This is a genomic window from Lapidilactobacillus dextrinicus DSM 20335 (assembly GCF_001436095.1).
In the GTDB taxonomy this organism is placed as follows: domain Bacteria; phylum Bacillota; class Bacilli; order Lactobacillales; family Lactobacillaceae; genus Lapidilactobacillus; species Lapidilactobacillus dextrinicus.
In genome coordinates, this window is record NZ_AYYK01000003.1 from 1 (window position 1) to 19018 (window position 19018).

Below are 19018 nucleotides of genomic sequence, written 5' to 3' on the forward strand. Positions count from 1 at the left end.
TTACTTTTTTCGAAAGTGCTTTTATATATCTGTATCAAATTATAACTTCAGTTCCATCTGAACCGGTTTTTTATTACCTAGGATTGATAGTTTAAAATTTCAGCGAGTTGGCGCCGTAATGCTGCTCGATGTTGACGTAGCGCTCTAGGTGTGACTTGTTGTCGATAAGCAATCACTGATAATGGATAACCCTTTAAGAAATGATCACGAATTACCAGCTGATCTAATTCATTCCCTGAAAAAGCAACTTGCTGCAAGGAAAGTAAAATATCAAGTTCAGCTTCATCAGTTGCTTTGCCGCCGATTAAATTAAGATCGGGTAAAACATCGCCTTGCCGATAGCGATTACGTCGTAATAAATCGATTAACCGCCAAACAATATGGCGAAAAGCATAAGCCTTAAACCCATCATCAGCTTCGGGATCGCCTGCATAATTCACGTAAGCCTGTGCAAAAGCCAAATAAGCTTCTTGCAAAAAATCATCATAATCTTGCGAACTTCGCCAAATGCCCGCACGCTTAACAGCACCGCTAATTAATCGAGGGTGTTTTAAAGCTATTTGCAAGCCTCTCGTGAGGTTTTGTTGGGTAATCGTATCTTTAGTCTGATTCATTGTGAAACTCCTTTACAGAATTCCACAAGCGCCTGTGGTGACTCTAGCATAGCAACTAGGCTCAACAAACACATCTCGGAGCTAAAAACACGACAATCGTCAAAGTAGGAACATATTTTTTGTGTATTAGTTTTTAGAAGCTTGATTGGTTCAATTTTAGTAACTTGTTCCGACTTAAAATTATTTTTTAGACTGGTGTCGTGCAATTAGACTTGAATTTTAATGCCTAGCTACATAAAACTTGTATCCATATCGGGCAATTTGGACTTGAATTCGAGTGACTAACTACATAAATCCCTATGGATAAATATCCATAGGGATTTATTAGGCTACGCATCAAAGTCAGAGCAGTCCAAATTGCACTTCTAATTAAAGGTTCGCCATCTTTTCATTTTACAAATAAAATAAGACTCAAAATCTTCAAAAGTTTGAGTAACGGGTTCGTAATATTCATCATGACAAATATTCTGGACAACACTGCGTTGGAATAGTTGCAAATATTGACCGATTCTACAAGCATTAACATGCTGATGCCAATGTCGATAAAATTTATCGTGTTGACGAAGGACGTTCATTGGGAGTTGCAGTTGCTGGGTGTTAATCCCGATTTCTTGGCAAAGATATTCAAAAGCACGCAGTTCCAAAACACTCATTAAACAAAGCGTCTCAAAGCGATGTTGAAAATTTGCTCTCACTGGTAAAACCAACTGCAAGCCGTCAGAAAAATCAAATTGAACTTATTTGCGGGCAACCTTTTCTAAGTGATAAACGTGGTGTAGCGCTACCCAGTCTGCGGACTTAGAACTAGAAACACCCGTTAAATGCATGGCACGCCAATTACCAAAGCAAAGTGATAATTCCTGATTATTAGGCAAACCAAGGTGTTGCTTTAATCTTCGAACGACGGAAATATCTAAAATCGAATTGGCCATGCGCTTTTGCAATAAACACTTCGTGGAATATGTGGAAAAGTAAACCGTGTTAGTACTAATCACCAAGGTTTTAATTCCTTGGGGATTAGCTAAGCGATAATTGATTAGGACATCAAAATCATCAATAAACTCTAGCTCACGGTGAAGCGGAATGACTCTGCGCAAACGCGCTTGCAATAAATCTTCAGCGCTAATAACCCGATTTGTTCCCAGTAACTGTAGAAATTCTACCAATGTCATCTTTTTCAACTAATCAGTCCTTTCCAATAAGTGAGATACACGCCTATCTTATCGGACCATAATGAGATACTCAAGCCTAGCAAAACTAATCCAGTTTTAGGACAAATAAAAAAAGCCGGAATAAATTCCGACTCTTTTATTAAATGATCGTTTAATTGTAATCCTAGTAAACACCGTTCACATGAACAGCGAAACTTGGCATGAAGTATTGGATTGAACCAGTTCTAACAACATCACCAGGTTTTGGAGCAGCAAGATACATGCCACCACCAAGGTAGATACCCACGTGATAAGTGCTACCACGTGAACCCCAGAATAATAAGTCACCAGGTTGTGCTTGGCTTACTGTTCGGTATGAGCCGGCACTTTCTTGTAAGACAGTGTTATGACCCAATGAGATGCCAAAGTGTGCATAAACATATTGTGTGAAGCCTGAGCAGTCAAAACCAGTTGCAGGAGAAGCACCGCCCCAAACATATGGTGTACCCTTATATTGGTTTGCATAAGCAATAATTGAAGCCGCACTTACAGAACCAGTAGATGGTGTTGATGGTTGTGCAGGTGTTGAAGGCTTAGATACGTTTGTATTATTGTTTGAGTTGCTGTTTGAACTTGAATTGCTGTTAGAATTATTCGTGTTTGAAGAATTCGTGTTGTTCGAGCTAGAATTGCTTGAACCAGCATTTGAGTTACTTGAGTTCGAACCAGTGTTAGTTGAGCCTGCGTTGTTTGATGAACTTGAGCTACTTGATGAACTATTTGAGTTGTTTGTATTTGATGATGAGTTAGAAGAACTGTTAGAACTACTTGAACCTGTTGAAGGACGGTTAGTTGAAGTAGAACCAGAGTTATTAGGTGTTGAAGTACTTGGTGCTTCAACTACTGAACTTGATGAGTTTGAGTTAGAAGCATTGCTGCTTGAAGAACTGCTACTTGATGAAGAAGATGAACTTGAATTAGAAGCAGCTTGTGAGCCATCATTCACATAAGTGCTAGCGACGAAACCACCATTTTGTAATTCATAGTAAGTAACAGCACCGTTAACCTTAGTACCAATATAGCTAGCTTTTTGACCAGGTGCAAGATAACCCTTAACACTTGTACCAGCAATGTCATCCCAGATTGTAACAGTACCGTCAGTTGTGCTAGCAGTTACTGTGCCAATTGCAGGTTTAACAGTTTGAGTTGTTTCTTCGTCTTCTGTTGTCGTTGTTGCAGGCGCATCAACTGAAGTGCTAGGTGTTGATGAAGTTACTGAAGAGCTTGATGAAGATGAAGCAACACTACTTGATGAGTTAGTTGTCTGATCAACTGCTACTGAAGAACTGCTTGAACTTGCAACTGAACTACTTGAAGAAGTTGCAGGCGCATTTGTAGATGGTGTTGAAACTGATGGTGTTGTCGCTGTAACTTGACTTGATGAACTGCTTGACTGAACACTTGTACTTGGTTGAACAGAGCTTGAGCTTTGAATAGTACTTGAACTTTGAACAACACTTGAACTACTTTGTGTTGTTGAAGTCGTTGTACTTGCTGCAGGCGTGTTATTAGTCGTGCTTGTTGAAGTACTTGTAGATGGTGTTGTACCGGTTGTTACATTTGATGTTGTATTATTTGTACTTGTTTCATTGACATCAGTTACATAATTGCTAGGGACCCAGCCACCATTTTGTAATTGATACCAAGTTGTTGAGCCGATTACTTTTTTAGCAACGTAGCTGACACTTTGGCCTTGAGTTAAGTAACCCTTAACGCTTAATGAGCTAGTTCCAGCCCAGATTGTTGTTGCACCGTCAGCATAAGTTGCCTTGACAGTTCCAACAGCAGTTGGTGTAGAATCAGCTGTCTTAGTATCAGTTGAAGCAGCGACATATTTCTCAGGAACCCAGCCGCCATCAGTTGTTTGTAACCAAGTTTGGTTATAAACCTTCTTGGAAGCAACGAATTGTACTTGTTGGTTTGGTAGAACGTAGCTCTTAACTTCTTGGCCAGCAATAGGACTAGTCCAAACGGTAGTTGCACCTTCAGTATAAGAAACCTTACGTGTCGTAGTTGCGGCTTGTGCTTCATTGGTCTGTTGAGTTGCGATGGCACCTGCTGCTAAAACGCCCATACCGATCATTAATGACGCCACTTTTTTGTTTTGCTCCATAAAGTAAAACCCCTCTTTTTTCAATGAAACTATAGTCTGAATCTGTTTATGACTTATGACTGATATGGTACAACTATTATGTTACGAGAATATGACATTCCGTAAACAACTATGTGACAGGCCCGTCACTTCAATAAATGACAATTATTTTTAATTGAAAACCCTATCAGATTGCCATTTATTAAGAATGTCTTAAAACATTACAATTTGATTACAAATGCACTTTTAATGAAATTTCCTCAAAAAAGCTGTGATTAAGAAGTCCTCACAGCTCATTTCTTAAAAATTAACCTATTCAAATCAGCAGTCGATATTACCAGACATCAAGTTTATGCAAGAAAGGTCTTGACGTCTGGCAAGATTCACCGGCCGTCAATTGATATTTTTACCTCTTAAACGTTAATAATAAAGAGTTTACTTCTATAAATATAGTGTTCACCTCTAGCAAAGTTAACGACGTCATAAACTCCCTAAATGAACATTTAACCTTGTGCTATTCTTCAGCCGTCACTTCAGTGTCATCAAAAATTGGTGTCACAATTGTTTCAGTGTAGTTAGCTGACAGTGGCTTAACGTAATATACTTCATTATCCTTTTGAATTAAGGCTGCTTCTTTGATCTCATTCATCGCAGCTCGAACTGTGGCATCGTCTAGATTCTCATTCACATCATTTAAAGATAAGGTGTGCTTCTTTTTAGTACCTTGATAACGTAATTTCAATGTTTTCATGCTAATTCCCTCCGTTGGCTTTGTTAGGTACGTGTCGTTAATTGCAGTCTGATTGGTTAATACCGCAATGGTCTTAAAAGGTGACCGCTTTAGTCGTGGTAACTTGAGCACCAAGCGCTGTGTCATCCTTGCCCAGCTTAGCAATCCCATTACTAAACTTCTGTAACTGTTCAGCCGTTGGATCCTCCACCACTGCATTGAAGTTACGCTGCTTCATTCCATCTTCATAATGAGCGCCCGCTAAAACCACGCCCAATTTCGTTGATTGCCATACACTTTCCATGAAATAACCTCCACTCATTTACTGTAAGCCCGCCGGCGATAACTGCTTACACTATTACTAACGTATGAGGGAGGGGAAAACGGAAGGAGAAAAAACTTGAAATTAAAAATAGAAGTGGGTCGCACATCTTTTATAAAATGAACAATCTATACGAGTTAAAAATTGTTTAATTATCCTTTCAAAAATAATCATAGTGTAGTAAATATGTAATTATTACAATATAACAAAAAACAGAGCTACCAAATTATTAGCAACTCTGCTCTTCCTATATTCTATTATTCATTACTCGCATGTTCTTGACAATTCTCCCAAACGGATTGAAAATGTAATTCACACATTCGTACTAAATTAAGTTCGTCACTGTCCGCACCCGACTCCTGAACACGATCCAATTCGTCAGCGGTTATATCTTCTCGGCCATAAACTAAGATATTTTGTTTAGACTTGTAGGGAGGCATTGTAACTGTTAACCAAGCTTCCACCTTAATTTTTCTTGTTTTATATTGCTCTTCATCTAAGTTCTTTTCTAAATCTGTTTCTGCAATAATAACTGGCATTCGATATTCATTGGTAAATTGCTGATATTTTAAATTAGGCAACTTATCCTGATAGTTCTTAAGAACTTTTTCTGCCAAATGAACATCATCATTAATATCCGTATTTAGATCACGGATTCCAGCACGTTTTTCCATATCTTGAATTCGTCTGATAAATGCGTCAGCACCACTTTTTTGATCATCCTTAGCAAATACATATTGAATTTCGACATTTTCGTTTTTAGCAACTGCATCATCGAAATACTCAGAATTCTGAATAAAATTGTGTCCAGCAACATAAATAATCTTAATCTTACTCGCATGTTCAAAAATCCGACGCATTTCACGCCTGCTGGGTGCCAATGTTGAAATCCGAGATATCCCGTGTTGCTTAAACCCATGTGCCAGCCGAATTGAGTCTGCGTAGTGTTTGGTAAAAAGAAAGGCAGCCAGACCACCAACACACCAAATAATAAGCGGCGCCACAATATTAGAGCCAAAATTAGAATTTAAAAACGCCCATGTTTCCGACACCATTAAAATCACCTCGATATAAATACTCTTGAAACTCATCGTATTGCTATCATATAACTAATTAACTATAAGAACACACAATTGCTTAACGAAAAAACAGGTCAATAATTAACAATTACGTGTGATTTAATAATATGCATAATTTCACCTTTAAACATGGTTATAGTTTTTCACAAATTCAATCCCATTAATTCACTAGACTGATTAGTGGATAATTAGTTGCTACTCTTAGTCCACTGTTCAGTATCATTATTAGGTTGGAAAACAGTAAATTGTTGTGAGCTATTACCACTAGTGAAACTAAAGCCATTAGCAATATTTAGTTTGTTTTGACGAGTTGCTTGGTTATCAAGTGTTGCTTTTTCTAAGCCCATTTCAGAACGAAGGCTATCCGAAACACGTTGTAATTCCGTTGTTGATGGAATCTGAATCATCGCTGCGCCCCACATTGCGTTAACACCTTGAAGATGATCGCTCTTAATTGTTTCCGCATAACCACGATACTTACTGAAGATGCTAACCATATCATCAAAGGCCAAGTTAGTGGTCATGTTCTTAGAAACTTGCGTGAGCACATCTTGGAAGTTCGTTAAAGTACGTGTTGAAACGGCAGCCTTAATAATCGATGTAATAACTTCACGTTGACGCGTTTGGCGACCATAGTCACCATTAGGATCGTCATAACGCATCCGTGAGTAAGCTAGTGCCTTTTTACCATCAAAGTGCATCTTTTCACCTTTAGTGAAGGTGTAGCCTTCATAAGTGAACGTTAAGGTTGGTGTAATATCAACCCCACCAACAGCATTAACAATTTTTTCCATACCGCCCATGTTAATCGTGACATAGTATTGTAACGGCACATTAAGCAGCGCTGAAACTGACTTCAATGCAACTTTTGAGCCGCCAACTTCATAGGCCGCATTAATGCGCTCATAATCAAATTTTTCAGCGCCAACGAGTTGGGCCATGGTGTCACGAGGAATGCTGATTAACGTTGTTTGCTTTGTTGATGGATTAATCGTCGCAATAATCATTGTATCTGTCCGACCTTGATAGTTACGGCCAAAAGCGCCAGTGTCAGCACCCAATAGTAAGATGCTTAATGGTTTGTGCGCATCGACCACCGTTTTAGCCGATTGCGTTTCACCTGCAGATTTATAACTAGAATCAATCGCATTTTTAGCACTGAAATAGAAATAAGCCGCGTAACCCAATACGGCGACAATAACGGCAATAATAATCCCAATAATAACGTTACGCACCGTATGTTTGCGGTGATGGTGATGATGCTGTCCAGATCTTCTATGTAATTGTTCTTCGTCATTCATTTCCATAGCTCTCCTACTGTCATTCATAGTCAAATTAACTCTCAGTTTATCATGAATGTGAATAAAATAAAATATCGGTTAAATAATTGATAGTCTTTTTTAATAAAAAGCGATATTTAAAGTCTTTAATCGTAAAATAGCGATCGTTAAAAATACCACTAATCGTGAATAAAGACATTAATTTCGTACCGGAGAAAAATCTGCGACGGAACGCTGTGGACACTACTTTAAGCTAAATCAAGCTTTGTCTTAAAGCTAGGTCTTGTTGTAAACGCTAAAGCATTAACAACAATTTCACAGCTGGTCGCAATTTTTCTCCGGCACTAGCTAGTGACATGCTTCAAAATTTTTAACCGATTGTTAGAATTTATCGAATAGTTAATTAACTAAGCGCCGGAACAAAGTCGCCATCAGTGGTGAAATTTATGTGACGATTTATCGTCTACATAAGGGCTCGACTTGAAGACGATTTGAACTTCAATCGGCTTCAAGCGATGCCCACCACGTTCCATGTGCGACTTTGTGGAGGCGCGCTGTGCGATGTTAATTTTAATTCCGGCGCCGATTTTTCATAGGTACTCAAATCACAACACCACAAAAAAGCCAGGATTTCTCCTGGCAGATCGTTTTGTTTATTCGTTAGCCTTCAATGCTTCAATCATATCGACGTGTTTAAGATGGAAATGTGTCACGACCATCACAATAACCGTAAACAGAATTGTCATGACGATCGCCGTTAAATAGCCCGTTGCACTAATAATTAATGGAAAGACCATGACTGAGGTTTCGGCTTGATGCAAAATAAATAGCGTCAATAAATTACCAAAGCCTAGACCAACAATAATGCCAAACAGCGTGAGAACGATATTTTCGCGAACAATGTACATCGTCACTTCATTATCGAAGAAACCCAGCACCTTAATCGTCGAGAGCTCGCGAATTCGTTCAGAAACATTAATGTTAGTCAAATTATACAAGACAACAAAAGATAATAAACCTGATAACACAATAAAAATCAAAACAATTGGCCGCAAACTAGCAGTCTGCTGATCAACAGCATCAATTTGCGTTGACATGTAGGCAACATTAACCACTTCTTTGGTACCTAATAAACGACGCGCCAACTTTTTCTCTTGCGATTTAGTTTGTGGTTTTAACTTCGTCAACCAAGTCGTTGCAGCATATTGTTCTGGTCGTAAATGTTGGTAATATGCTTGCTGCAAATAAATAAAATGACCGGCATAATTCTCAGTAATACCACTAACTTTAACCTTATAGCGATGATGGTTAGCATCTTGTACTTGAACGGTGTCGCCTTTTTTTACATCTAATAACTGCGCTGCTTTTTGACTAAGGATAGCACCATCTTTAGGTAGTGCTTGGCTTAGCTTAATATATTGTCGCAGCTTAACTGGCTGATCCGTGACATATTGGGAAACTTCATCAACCGTTTGCTTGCCTTTTGTTAATTTCACCATTTGCAGGTCAACCGGTAAATGACGCCGATATTGACCATCATCCGTCAAAATTTTGGTTGCTTGCTCGGCTGACTGCTGGTCAGATTTTCGGCTAATTGTCGCTTGATATTGAATGATTTGCTTGAATTGGGTCTGTCCTGAATAATCAATCGAATCGCGAATACCGAAGCCAGTTAAAATCAAGCCCGTTCCACCAGCAATCCCTAGAATACCCATCCACATTCGCGATTTAAAGCGGAACAAGTTACGATAGCTAACTTTACGGTTAAAGCTTAATCGCCGCCAAAGCGGTGTAAAACGTTCTAACAAAATTCTTTTACCAGCCTTAGGTGCTTTAGGTAGCATCAATGCTGCTGGTTTTTCGTGGAGTTGTCTAGTTAAGACATAAACAACTGCACCTAAAGTTGCAAATAACGATAAAGCAATCGCGATGGCAATTGTTGGCCAATCATAACCAACCGGGCTTGGTGGATAGCTATATTGGGTTTGCATCATCGAAACAACAATTTGTGGTAGTGTATTCGTGCCGACAATAACGCCAATAATAATACCTAATACTGCTGCTAACAGTGCATAAAGAAGATAATTCTGGGCGATTTCCCAACGTGTATAGCCCAACGCCTTCAACGTACCGATCTGGGTTCGTTCTTCTTCGACCATGCGCGTAATCGTCGTAAACGTGATCAAAATCGCAATTAAGAAGAAAATCAAAGGAAAGACGTTGGCAATAGCCGCAATTCGTTCAGCCAAATTCCCGTAGTCGGTAAATCCTGGCAAATCAGAACGTTCATTATAATAAAAAGTCGTTGGTGTTAGTTCAGCAACTTTAGCTTTAGCGGCATCAATTTTAGCCTGAGCCTGCTTTAGCTTGGTCTCTTGGGCAGTAATTTTTGGCGTGGTTGTCATCTGCCCCTGGCTAGCCGCACTAACTTGTTGTTTAGCCGCAGCCAATTGTTTTTTAGCCGTATTCAGTAGGGCTTGTTGTTGATTAATTGACTTTAACGCGGTGGCCTTAAGTTCTTGATCGCGCTGTTTTGCCCGACCTTTAAAGGCTTGTTTTAGTTGTTTAACTTTTTGTTCACTTTTATCTTGATAAGCAGTGCCATATGAATTCAATGATTGTAACTTGGCAAAGCGAATACTAATCTGTGAATAAACAGACGCTTTAAAATTAGCCTGATTTGTATACGCAAAATAATCAATCGTGCCATCACCAACGTTACTGGTACCACGAGTGGCCTTATTGACAAATTGTGGCGAAATAGCAAAACCGACAATTTGATATGTTTGTCGACGCAACTGACGATTGGCAATTTTGATTGTTTGACCTAGTTGATAACCTTGTTTCCGTGCTAAATCGTCTAACACTAGCTCCGAAGTTTGCTTGGGTAAACGACCTTTGGTTAGTTTTAATTGATTCAGTTGCGCTGAACGCCGGTAACTAAAAACCTGAATTGTGTCGCTATTTTTAGTTGTCGTGCCATAGACAAACTCACTACCTTCTACTTGAGCACCGGTAACTTTTTTGGCTAATTTAAGATCTTGATCAGTGAGACCTGTACTTGAAATAATTTGAATATCCCTGGCTTTTTGCGCTTTTAAAAAATTCGTCGCATTATGATATAAATCTGGTCCACTAGATTTAATCCCGACAAATAATAAGACCCCAAGCATAATAATCAAGACAATTGCCACAAAACGGCCGAAACTGGCCCAGATTTTACGTCTTAAAAGTCGCAGTTGCAATTGATTTTTCATCACAATCACCACTCAATCTCATCGATTGATTGCGGATGTGCGTTCTCAGTCATGCCGCGAACTTTAGCATCATTAATGCGAATAACCCGGTCAGCCATTGGGGCTATGGCGGCGTTATGGGTGATGATTAAAACCGTTTGACCGCGCTTGCGACTGACGTCTTGCAATAGTTTTAAGACTTGCTTACCCGTTTCATAATCTAAGGCACCAGTAGGTTCATCAGCCAATACTAGTTTGGGATTTTTAGCCAAAGCTCGAGCAATCGCCACCCGCTGTTGCTCGCCACCAGATAATTGCGCCGGAAAATTATCCATACGTGCTGCCAATCCCACTTCTTGAAGCACTTCCGTTGGATCAAGCGCGTCTGGCGCTACTGCTGATGCCAACTCGACATTTTCTTTAGCCGTTAAATTAGGCACTAAATTATAAAACTGAAAAACAAAGCCGACATTCGTTCGGCGATAAGCTGTTAATTGACGCTCGCTAAAAGTCGCAATATCCACGCCGTCAATTAAAATCTGGCCAGAGGTGAGACTGTCCATACCGCCTAGAATATTTAATATTGTTGATTTCCCTGCACCACTTGGCCCTAAGATAACTGCCAGTTCTCCTTGCTGCACACTAAAATTTAAAGCATCATTGGCCACAATCGTTGTTTCGCCCATTTGATAAGTTTTAGTGGCATCCTTAACCTCAATATAATTTGTCATCCGATAACCCTCTTGTTATTGTATCCGCATTCATCATTTACTTTATCTTATTATAAAAATGACTAAATGTCGATTTAGCCAAGCTTTAAACGACACTTTCATTTGAACGCTCACAATAGGTGTAAAAGCAAAGAAATACTAATCCTTTTTGAAACAGCCTATAATGAACTTTAAGTAAGCGATTTAATTTTTAATCGTTTTGTTTAATAAAGTTAATGACAAACTGAAAATCAGGAGGTTTTTAAATGTCAATTTATGATTATGAAGTAACTTTAGCCGACGGCACTAAGTACACACTGGATAAATATCGCGGACAACCGATGGTTATTGTCAATACCGCAACTAAATGTGGATTTGCACCGCAATTCGAAGCATTGGAACAAATTTATCAACAATATCGCGATCAAGGCCTAATTGTATTAGGCTTTCCCTCTAATCAATTTAAGCAAGAACTTGATAATAGTGCGGCAGCTGCAGAAGCCTGCCGGGCAACTTACGGTGTCGACTTCCCTATGCATGAAATTCATGATGTTAACGGCGATGACGCCTTGCCGTTATTCAAGTTTCTAACTGAAGAACGACCTGGTTTAATCGGCGAAGCTATCAAATGGAATTTCACCAAGTTTCTTGTTGATCGTGATGGTAATGTCGTTAACCGTTACGCACCAAAAACAGTCCCCGATAAAATGAAACCAGATATTGAAGCCGTATTGTAATGATTAACTTAGATTTTCATTCTTTGTGCGTTCGGAAATACGCTGGTGGAACGCTGATTTTCCCCCGGCCCTGACAAAATAGATATGGTTTAATTTAACTGCAAATTTACACTTCTTAATTTAAGAGTGAACCGATCACTCGTTAATTCAGTGCTGGCGCAAAATTACTATCTTTGTCTGTTAAGTGGCGGAAATCAAATACCGCTCAGTAGTGAAATTATTGTTACGACTTTAGTCGTTACAATAAGGCTTGTCTTGAAGACAATTTGTAAAATTGGCTTCCAACAATGCCCACTACGTTCCAGCGGCAAGTATTTATTTCCCGCCACGGATACCACGATTTTTTCCAACACAGCTTTGCGCCAGCGCGAAGAAAAGTTAAATAATAGTTTTAATCCCCACTATTTTAATTAAGTAGCGACAAAAAGACCCCCGAGAATAATTCTCGAGGGTCTTTTATGACCTAAACTTTTAAATTGATTCGTCTTTACAAAACTTCCGGATAATTGGCAGTAGCTTAAAGCTACCGACCACATAACTGCTATGCGTTTCCTTAGGCAAAATTAAGAGCTTACTATTAGGAATCTGTTCAGAGATTAAGCGTGTATGGCTAATTTTAACAGAGTCTTTCTCACCAGCCATAACTAAGGTCGGAATCTGAATACGTTGCAAATCTGCCTTCGTAATATTAGGCTCCGTATTCAAAATTCGTAATTCCGGCCGGCGCGTTACTAAATGCCACGACCAATAAATAAAGCGATCCCGGCTGTGAAGCCCACTAGGATTCAGATTAGCGCCACTGATCATTAGTTTATCTAACAAATCAGGATGTTGACTCGCAATTAACAAACCAATAATGCCACCATCGCTAAACCCATATAATAATGGTTTTTCCAACTTTAATTCTTTAATGAAATCGACCACATCGTTAGCCATATCTTGATAATGCAGTTCAGAAACACGCGCACTCTTACCGTGACCACGATTGTCGATAGCGTACACTCGGAAATAAGCACTTAGTGTTGGCATAAGTTTGTCAAATATCTGGTGTGTTTCGCCATTACCATGTAATAAAATCAGTGGCTGTCCTTGTCCACTTTGCACATAATAAAGTTTCGTGTGATTAACGTTAATTTCCATTTTATCCCCCAGAAATTGGCCATTGCTTTTCACTGTATGTTTCTATGTCAGATCGTTATAATTAAGGAAAAGGAGTTGATTTCACATGACTGAAGATGTTTTCTTTAACCCAGGTGATGCAATTGCTAATGCTCACGATTTTGCAGAAGCACGACGGAGTGCCGAAATCTACAAAGAAAAGAATCCCCTGCAATCACCTTTGATTATTGTCGAAGATCCTGATCAAGAAGATGCTTTTGCAGTTTATTTTGCCAAGGATGCTCATCAACTACCGCTTAAGTCAGCAACCGTACTGAAATATCACGTTGTTGATCGTTTAGATAATTGAATCTGTTTTTTTAGCATAACGCTGCCGCTTTTTGGCGTGTTGTAGTGCTTTTTTACGTGTCACTTCAACCGCGTTAGCGCGATTGAGTTCTTGAATAATTCGATAATTAGCCACAATTGTATCTGGTACTTTTTGCAAATTAAAGGCATGAACTAAACTGTCAGAACGTTGAACATAATGGTAAAGTGGTTGCGTATCAAAATAGAAGCGATCGCAGGCATTCACATATTGAACATTAAAGAGTTGATCTTCCATCAAATCAATATCTGATGTGAATTTCAAGCCATTATCTTTAATAACTGCTGTGATGTAGCCTTTATTCCATGAATAGCCGCGCACACTACCTGACAATTTTAGAACCCGGTTCATCATTTCCTTACGATTTAAAACACCAGATTCGTGTTTAGTGGTTGCTGAACGGCCCCGAGGATCATAATAAAAGCCACAAGCAACCATGGTAACTTGATAGCGTTCAAATGATTGAACCATGAATTCAATGAATTGATGTTCAACCCAATCATCGCCATCAACAAAGGTGATATATTTCCCATTAGCGACTTGAACACCAAAATTACGCGTTGCTGATACGCCATGATTAGCTCGTTGAAAAATACGGATGCGTGGGTCAACTTTTGCCCAGTAATCTAAGCGTTCAGTTGTACCGTCTGTAGATCCGTCGTCAATTAAAATCAATTCAATTTGTTGATAGGATTGTCGTAAAATACTTTTAATGCAGCGATCCATATACGCACGTAAATTATAAAACGGCACGACAATACTAAATAGTGGTGTCAGTGACATTAACATCCGCCTTTCATACTGTGTCTAATTATAAACGTCCCAAGGCAATAGGTAAAATGATTTAACGATTTTAAGAAGAAGTGATCAAAATGGCTCAATCTTCAGCAAATTTAAATAAGTTAGGACAACCAGAACGGGTTGTCGCACTAGATGGTACGATAAACTTTCGCGATTTGGGTGGCTACCGGAACAAAAAGGGCCAAACGACTCAATGGCGACGAATTTATCGCGCCGCCTCTTTAGGCAATCTAACGGTTAGTGACCGGACATTACTGGCTGATTTAGATATTATCAACGATATTGACTTACGTTCTCCATCAGAACAACAATCTTATCCAGATCAAAGTTGGGATTCAGTGCGTTTTATTTCTAATCCATTATATCCCACTACTGGTTTTAACCGTATGCTTAATAATCACCACGTTCGCAAAATTTTTAGACGTCGCCGTGAGATTCCTAAGTTGGACAACCCGATTGCTAACATTTATCAAAACGTCCTGATGACTAAACACAGTCAGCAAGAATTCGCGCAGACATTTGCGGTTTTATTAGGCATGTCGTCCGAACAAGCCAGTGTTTTTCATTGCGCTGCTGGTAAAGATCGCACTGGTATGACCGCAGCGTTAATTTTACTAGCGTTAAATATTCCTGACGAAACAATTATTCAAGATTATCTGTTAACCAATGAATTATACGATTACGCTAACGATCATCAAGCTCCCACTAATGATGATATTCAACAAGCCGTTGACCAAATGAACACGCAAGTAGGTGAGGCACTTTATATTCAGGGTGTTTTGGCGACAATTAACGATGGTTTTGGTGGTATGACCAATTATTGGCGTGAAGCGCTCGGCCTTTCAATGGGTGATTTGAAACAATTTCAAAAAATGTTTTTACAATAACACGCTACAGTCTGGTCGATTAAACCTAAGCGACCGTTTTAATCTTAATTAAATTCTTAGAGGTGATTGAATGAACTGGAAAAAAGCAACCCTGCTTTCTATCCCCACTGTAGCCTTAGTTGGGCTAAGTGTGCTCGGATCAAAAATGTATCGTTACGGATTTCAGCGAGTCGATGCCCCGCGCATTCCCGACACGGATAACCTTGATTACTTAGCTGCCTTTGAACTAGTCAAAGATTGGTTTAGCCAACAAGCTAAGGAAGACTGGTGGTTATACGCAGATGATCCCAAAAATAAAATCCATGCCCTTTATCTACCTAACCCCACTCCTACTGATAAAACCGTCGTTATCGCCCATGGTTATCATGGCAATGGACAATCCATGATTGCCTATGCCAAAATTTTCCAAGACTTAGACTTTAACATTCTTCTGCCTGACAATCGAGCCCACGGCGAAAGTGCTGGGGAATGGATTAATTTCGGCTGGTTGGACCGCCTTGATTATCGTGATTGGTGTTTAGAATTAGTTGACCGACTAGGTTGTGACAGTGAAATTATTTTATTTGGCGTGAGTATGGGTGGCGCGATTGTTATGATGATGAGTGGTGAGGAGTTGCCAGTCCAAGTTCAGGGAATTATTGAGGACTGTGGTTACAGCACGCTTCATGAACAATTAGCCTACCGTGCTAAAGTAGAATTCAAGTTGCCCGCCTTTCCGGTTATTCCGATTGCCAGTTTAATTAATCGGGCTCTATTAGGATTTGGTGTTAATGATGTTAATTCCCTGCAGGCACTTCAGCAAAACACAAGACCTATCTTCTTTATTCACGGCGCTGATGATCAGTACGTGCCGACTAAAATGTGCTATCAAAACTTTGATGCCACCTCTGCTCCTAAAGAAATGTGGATTGTTCCTAATGCCGATCATGGCGAAGCATTGGCTGTTAACCCTAATGAATACCAGCATCGGATTGCTGAATTCTTGCGTCGCTTTGACTTATAGTTTTAATAATTAGGGCTATTTCTTTTTCGAGTTAAAGTTCACACTTTCTTCATACTTTTTCCGCAAAAGCGACATTTTTTCATAGTCTTTCTTTCACACCTGTTGGTTATAGTTAATAACATAGAAAGCGGCAATAAGTTTTAATTGCTCGACTCTCTAGTTCCAATCTATTCCCAAGATAATGATAGTTTTCTTCATTTTATTCCTCCCCTTAAAATGAAAAGTTTTGAAATAAATTGTTGCCCACAACTTATTTCAAGTTAGATCAACGACAGTTGCCCGCTAGAGTTGATCAATTGCTCAACAAATGCCCGTTTGCTTGAGCAGTTCTAAAGATAGATTCCCCTCTATCTTCAGAAAAAACACATATTTCTATTCTTCCTAAAAAATCCCACATCCGGTTGCCCGCCGGATGTGGGATTTTTATTGATTAAATATTAACTAAGCGCACTTGATACATATGATCATATTGCGACAGATCTTCCACAATATCGGTGTAATCAATATTCTTAGGAACTTCAATGGCGTAAATGTTGGTATATATTTTTTCGCCTTTAACCGTTTCAGCTTTGAAGCTAACACCAGCAACGTGAATTTTTTTCTTTTTGAAATAATCAGTGATCACTTTTTTAGTGGCACCTTTATTCGTATACTTAATTTCAATTCGCTTATAAGTATGAACCCGAATTACTTTTTTCAAGAAAATTAGAACCAGTAAAACAACCACGGCACTGAAAAAGGCAATCCGGTAATAGCCCATCCCAATTGCTAAGCCTAATCCAGCAGTTGCCCACAAGGAAGCAGCGGTGGTTAAGCCGGTCACTGCATGACGAGTAATCACAATTGTTCCAGCACCAAGGAAACCAATCCCACTTACAACTTGAGCAATTAAACGCGCTTCATCTGCGCGCACTACTCCGGAAAATTGCGGATAGGCTTTAGCAAATGTAATTGCTTGAAAGCCAATCTCTTGTTGAATCATGGCAATGACACAAGCGCCTACACAAACTAAAATATGAGTCCGAATGCCAGCAGGGTGATTTTTATGTTGACGATCATAACCGATTAAACCAGCAATCAGAACTGCAGCAAATAATCGAATAATAATATCAAGTGTTGTAACGGTTAATTTCACGATTAACGCCCCTTTAATTCATTATCACCTTCCACTATACCATTATTTACAGGTGGATGAGTAAGATTACCAATTGCCTATTTCTTGTTCATAATCAATCAACCAATTTTTAAAATAATGCTTTCAAATTAATTTTTACTTACTTTTTAATAAGCTATTATGATAACAACGGTGTTTTTCACAAGTTGTCTGCGTTGACTTCCCTTGTGAATCATTTAAAATGAAAGTGGATCCATAGGATAAAAATCGGAGGTCATCACTTATGAAAGTTATTGTTATTGGTTGTACTCACGCTGGTACTTTTGCAACACAACAAATTCTAACTGAACACCCAGATTGGGAAGTTACCGTTTATGAACGTAATGATACGCTATCCTTCTTGTCATGCGGCATTGCTTTATGGATTGGCGATCATGTCTCAGATCCAAATAAAATGTTCTATTCTAATCCTGAAGCTTTAGCCTCATTAGGCGCTACAATGAAAATGCAACATGATGTTTTAAAAGTTGATAGTCAGAATAAATCCGTTGAAGTTAAAGACTTACAAACCGGAGAAGTCACGACAGATACTTATGATAAATTAGTCGTCACAACTGGTTCAGCACCGGTCATTCCGCCATTAGATGGCATTAACCATCCTAAATTGAAGTTATGTAAAGATTGGGATAATGCTAAAGCATTAAAAGAATTAGCTCCTGAGATTAAATCAGTTGTCGTTATTGGCGCTGGTTACATCGGTGCCGAGTTAGCTGAACAATATGCAGTTACTGGTAAAGAAGTTACGTTAATTGATGCCCTACCACGAGTCTTGGCTAAGAACTTTGACAGTGTCATCAGCGATCGGGTTGAACAAGATTATCTTGATCACGGTGTTAAGTTATCGCTTAACGAAAAAGTGGTTAGCTTTTCAGGTACAGATCAAATTACAGTTACCACCGATAAATCAAGTTATACAGCAGATTTAGCTATCTTAGCAGTTGGTTTCCGTCCGCATACAGAATTAGTCAAAGATCAAGTTGAGATGCTCCGCAATGGTGCCATCATTACCAACGAGTATATGCAGAGTAGTAATCCTGATATTTATGCAGCTGGTGATTCTTCGGTTGTTCATTACAATCCCACAGGTAAAGACGACTATATTCCTTTGGCAACCAATGCTGTACGCCAAGGTATCTTAGTTGGTAAAAATATTGACCAGCCAACTGAAAAATATATGGGAACGCAAGCTACATCTGCAGTGTGCCTATTTGAAAAGACTTTAGCCGCATCTGGTTTAACCGTTGATGGTGCTGAAGCTCGCGGTCTAAAAGTTGACAGTGTCACTCTAGAACAAGATTATCGTCCTGATTTTATGTTGACCACAGAACCAATTTTGATGGAATTAACTTGGGATCCTGAAACTCGCGAAATTAAGGGCGGCGCCTTCTACAGCTCATATGACTGCGCGCAATCAGCCAATGTTATTTCCTTAGCTATTCAAAACAAAATGACCATCGATCAGTTAGCAATGGTTGATATGTTCTTCCAACCTAACTATGATCAACCAATCAACTACGTCAACGCTCTTGCTGGTGCCGCAGTTGCTAAAGCAAACCAAAAATAAGGCAACTCATCAAAAAAGCTCACGAGAAAAATCTCGCGAGCTTTTTTATTTATGATTGAAAACAAATTATAATCCATTACCCGGATAACAAA

At 39.2% G+C, this 19018-nt stretch carries 18 protein-coding genes; 5 read left to right on the plus strand and 13 right to left on the minus strand.

Translation table 11 applies throughout. The features are described from left to right. Positions 1-77 precede the first annotated feature (77 nt). The 10 genes from FC84_RS01915 to FC84_RS01960 form a co-directional block, all read right to left on the minus strand. Positions 78-614 (minus strand): sigma-70 family RNA polymerase sigma factor, encoded by a 537-nt coding sequence (locus tag FC84_RS01915; RefSeq protein WP_057754558.1) that lies wholly within the window; start codon positions 612-614, stop codon positions 78-80. 365 nt (positions 615-979) lie between these two features. Beyond that, positions 980-1309, minus strand: coding sequence for a hypothetical protein (locus tag FC84_RS01920; protein ID WP_157051846.1), 330 nt, complete (start codon positions 1307-1309; stop codon positions 980-982). A 42-nt stretch (positions 1310-1351) separates the two neighbouring features. After that, positions 1352-1795, minus strand: a complete 444-nt coding sequence (locus FC84_RS01925; RefSeq protein ID WP_057754564.1) for a hypothetical protein — start codon at positions 1793-1795, stop codon at positions 1352-1354. Between the two features lie 154 nt (positions 1796-1949). Continuing rightward, positions 1950-3938, minus strand: coding sequence for a C40 family peptidase (locus FC84_RS01930; RefSeq protein ID WP_057754566.1), 1989 nt, complete (start codon positions 3936-3938; stop codon positions 1950-1952). A gap of 493 nt (positions 3939-4431) precedes the next feature. Continuing rightward, positions 4432-4668, minus strand: coding sequence for a DUF2922 domain-containing protein (locus tag FC84_RS01935; RefSeq protein ID WP_057754568.1), 237 nt, complete (start codon positions 4666-4668; stop codon positions 4432-4434). 73 nt (positions 4669-4741) lie between these two features. Further along, positions 4742-4951, minus strand: coding sequence for a DUF1659 domain-containing protein (locus tag FC84_RS01940; protein ID WP_057754571.1), 210 nt, complete (start codon positions 4949-4951; stop codon positions 4742-4744). A gap of 275 nt (positions 4952-5226) precedes the next feature. Further along, positions 5227-6024: a hypothetical protein gene (locus FC84_RS01945; protein ID WP_057754574.1), complete on the minus strand. Its 798-nt coding sequence runs from the start codon at positions 6022-6024 to the stop codon at positions 5227-5229. Positions 6025-6236: 212 nt separating this feature from the next. Continuing rightward, on the minus strand, positions 6237-7349 hold the full coding sequence (locus FC84_RS01950) for an LCP family glycopolymer transferase (RefSeq protein WP_225733063.1): 1113 nt from the start codon (positions 7347-7349) through the stop codon (positions 6237-6239). Positions 7350-7981: 632 nt separating this feature from the next. Further along, entirely contained in the window at positions 7982-10585 is a 2604-nt protein-coding gene (locus tag FC84_RS01955; protein WP_057754710.1) for an FtsX-like permease family protein, read from the minus strand. A gap of 5 nt (positions 10586-10590) precedes the next feature. Further along, the gene (locus FC84_RS01960; RefSeq protein ID WP_057754580.1) at positions 10591-11295 is read right to left on the minus strand and encodes an ABC transporter ATP-binding protein; all 705 of its coding nucleotides are present in this window, start codon (positions 11293-11295) and stop codon (positions 10591-10593) included. A 245-nt stretch (positions 11296-11540) separates the two neighbouring features. Here FC84_RS01960 and FC84_RS01965 point away from each other — a divergent pair, with 245 nt between their 5' ends. Then, the gene (locus FC84_RS01965; RefSeq protein WP_057754582.1) at positions 11541-12011 is read left to right on the plus strand and encodes a glutathione peroxidase; all 471 of its coding nucleotides are present in this window, start codon (positions 11541-11543) and stop codon (positions 12009-12011) included. A 471-nt stretch (positions 12012-12482) separates the two neighbouring features. Here FC84_RS01965 and FC84_RS01970 read toward each other — a convergent pair whose 3' ends face one another. Further along, a complete protein-coding gene (locus FC84_RS01970; RefSeq protein WP_057754585.1) occupies positions 12483-13151 on the minus strand; it encodes an alpha/beta fold hydrolase in 669 nt (222 codons plus the stop codon). Positions 13152-13236: 85 nt separating this feature from the next. Between FC84_RS01970 and FC84_RS01975 the strand changes: the two genes are divergently transcribed. Further along, the gene (locus FC84_RS01975; protein ID WP_057754588.1) at positions 13237-13479 is read left to right on the plus strand and encodes a hypothetical protein; all 243 of its coding nucleotides are present in this window, start codon (positions 13237-13239) and stop codon (positions 13477-13479) included. Here the strand turns inward: FC84_RS01975 and FC84_RS01980 are convergent. Beyond that, on the minus strand, positions 13468-14280 hold the full coding sequence (locus FC84_RS01980) for a glycosyltransferase family 2 protein (RefSeq protein WP_057754590.1): 813 nt from the start codon (positions 14278-14280) through the stop codon (positions 13468-13470). The two genes, FC84_RS01975 and FC84_RS01980, sit on opposite strands and share 12 nt — an antisense overlap. Before the next feature lie 89 nt (positions 14281-14369). On the opposite strand from FC84_RS01980, the gene FC84_RS01985 reads away from it, so the two are divergent. Together FC84_RS01985 and FC84_RS01990 are read left to right on the plus strand one after the other, a co-directional pair. Further along, on the plus strand, positions 14370-15185 hold the full coding sequence (locus FC84_RS01985) for a tyrosine-protein phosphatase (RefSeq protein WP_057754593.1): 816 nt from the start codon (positions 14370-14372) through the stop codon (positions 15183-15185). A gap of 70 nt (positions 15186-15255) precedes the next feature. Continuing rightward, positions 15256-16188: an alpha/beta hydrolase gene (locus tag FC84_RS01990; RefSeq protein WP_057754596.1), complete on the plus strand. Its 933-nt coding sequence runs from the start codon at positions 15256-15258 to the stop codon at positions 16186-16188. 430 nt (positions 16189-16618) lie between these two features. Here the strand turns inward: FC84_RS01990 and FC84_RS01995 are convergent, their stop codons facing one another. Beyond that, positions 16619-17323: an MgtC/SapB family protein gene (locus FC84_RS01995; RefSeq protein WP_057754598.1), complete on the minus strand. Its 705-nt coding sequence runs from the start codon at positions 17321-17323 to the stop codon at positions 16619-16621. Positions 17324-17585: 262 nt separating this feature from the next. On the opposite strand from FC84_RS01995, the gene FC84_RS02000 reads away from it, so the two are divergent. Beyond that, positions 17586-18926: an FAD-dependent oxidoreductase gene (locus FC84_RS02000; RefSeq protein WP_057754599.1), complete on the plus strand. Its 1341-nt coding sequence runs from the start codon at positions 17586-17588 to the stop codon at positions 18924-18926. Positions 18927-19018 lie beyond the last annotated feature (92 nt).

Excerpts from the sequence above, each read along its gene's own strand:
- FC84_RS01915 (WP_057754558.1), bottom strand. The coding sequence starts at position 614 with ATGAATCAGACTAAAGATACGATTACCCAACAAAACCTCACGAGAGGC.
- FC84_RS01930 (WP_057754566.1), bottom strand. The coding sequence starts at position 3,938 with ATGGAGCAAAACAAAAAAGTGGCGTCATTAATGATCGGTATGGGCGTT.
- FC84_RS01935 (WP_057754568.1), bottom strand. The coding sequence starts at position 4,668 with ATGAAAACATTGAAATTACGTTATCAAGGTACTAAAAAGAAGCACACC.
- FC84_RS01940 (WP_057754571.1), bottom strand. The coding sequence starts at position 4,951 with ATGGAAAGTGTATGGCAATCAACGAAATTGGGCGTGGTTTTAGCGGGC.
- FC84_RS01945 (WP_057754574.1), bottom strand. The coding sequence starts at position 6,024 with ATGGTGTCGGAAACATGGGCGTTTTTAAATTCTAATTTTGGCTCTAAT.
- FC84_RS01950 (WP_225733063.1), bottom strand. The coding sequence starts at position 7,349 with ATGAATGACGAAGAACAATTACATAGAAGATCTGGACAGCATCATCAC.
- FC84_RS01955 (WP_057754710.1), bottom strand. The coding sequence starts at position 10,585 with ATGAAAAATCAATTGCAACTGCGACTTTTAAGACGTAAAATCTGGGCC.
- FC84_RS01960 (WP_057754580.1), bottom strand. The coding sequence starts at position 11,295 with ATGACAAATTATATTGAGGTTAAGGATGCCACTAAAACTTATCAAATG.
- FC84_RS01965 (WP_057754582.1), top strand. The coding sequence starts at position 11,541 with ATGTCAATTTATGATTATGAAGTAACTTTAGCCGACGGCACTAAGTAC.
- FC84_RS01970 (WP_057754585.1), bottom strand. The coding sequence starts at position 13,151 with ATGGAAATTAACGTTAATCACACGAAACTTTATTATGTGCAAAGTGGA.
- FC84_RS01975 (WP_057754588.1), top strand. The coding sequence starts at position 13,237 with ATGACTGAAGATGTTTTCTTTAACCCAGGTGATGCAATTGCTAATGCT.
- FC84_RS01980 (WP_057754590.1), bottom strand. The coding sequence starts at position 14,280 with ATGTCACTGACACCACTATTTAGTATTGTCGTGCCGTTTTATAATTTA.
- FC84_RS01985 (WP_057754593.1), top strand. The coding sequence starts at position 14,370 with ATGGCTCAATCTTCAGCAAATTTAAATAAGTTAGGACAACCAGAACGG.
- FC84_RS01990 (WP_057754596.1), top strand. The coding sequence starts at position 15,256 with ATGAACTGGAAAAAAGCAACCCTGCTTTCTATCCCCACTGTAGCCTTA.
- FC84_RS02000 (WP_057754599.1), top strand. The coding sequence starts at position 17,586 with ATGAAAGTTATTGTTATTGGTTGTACTCACGCTGGTACTTTTGCAACA.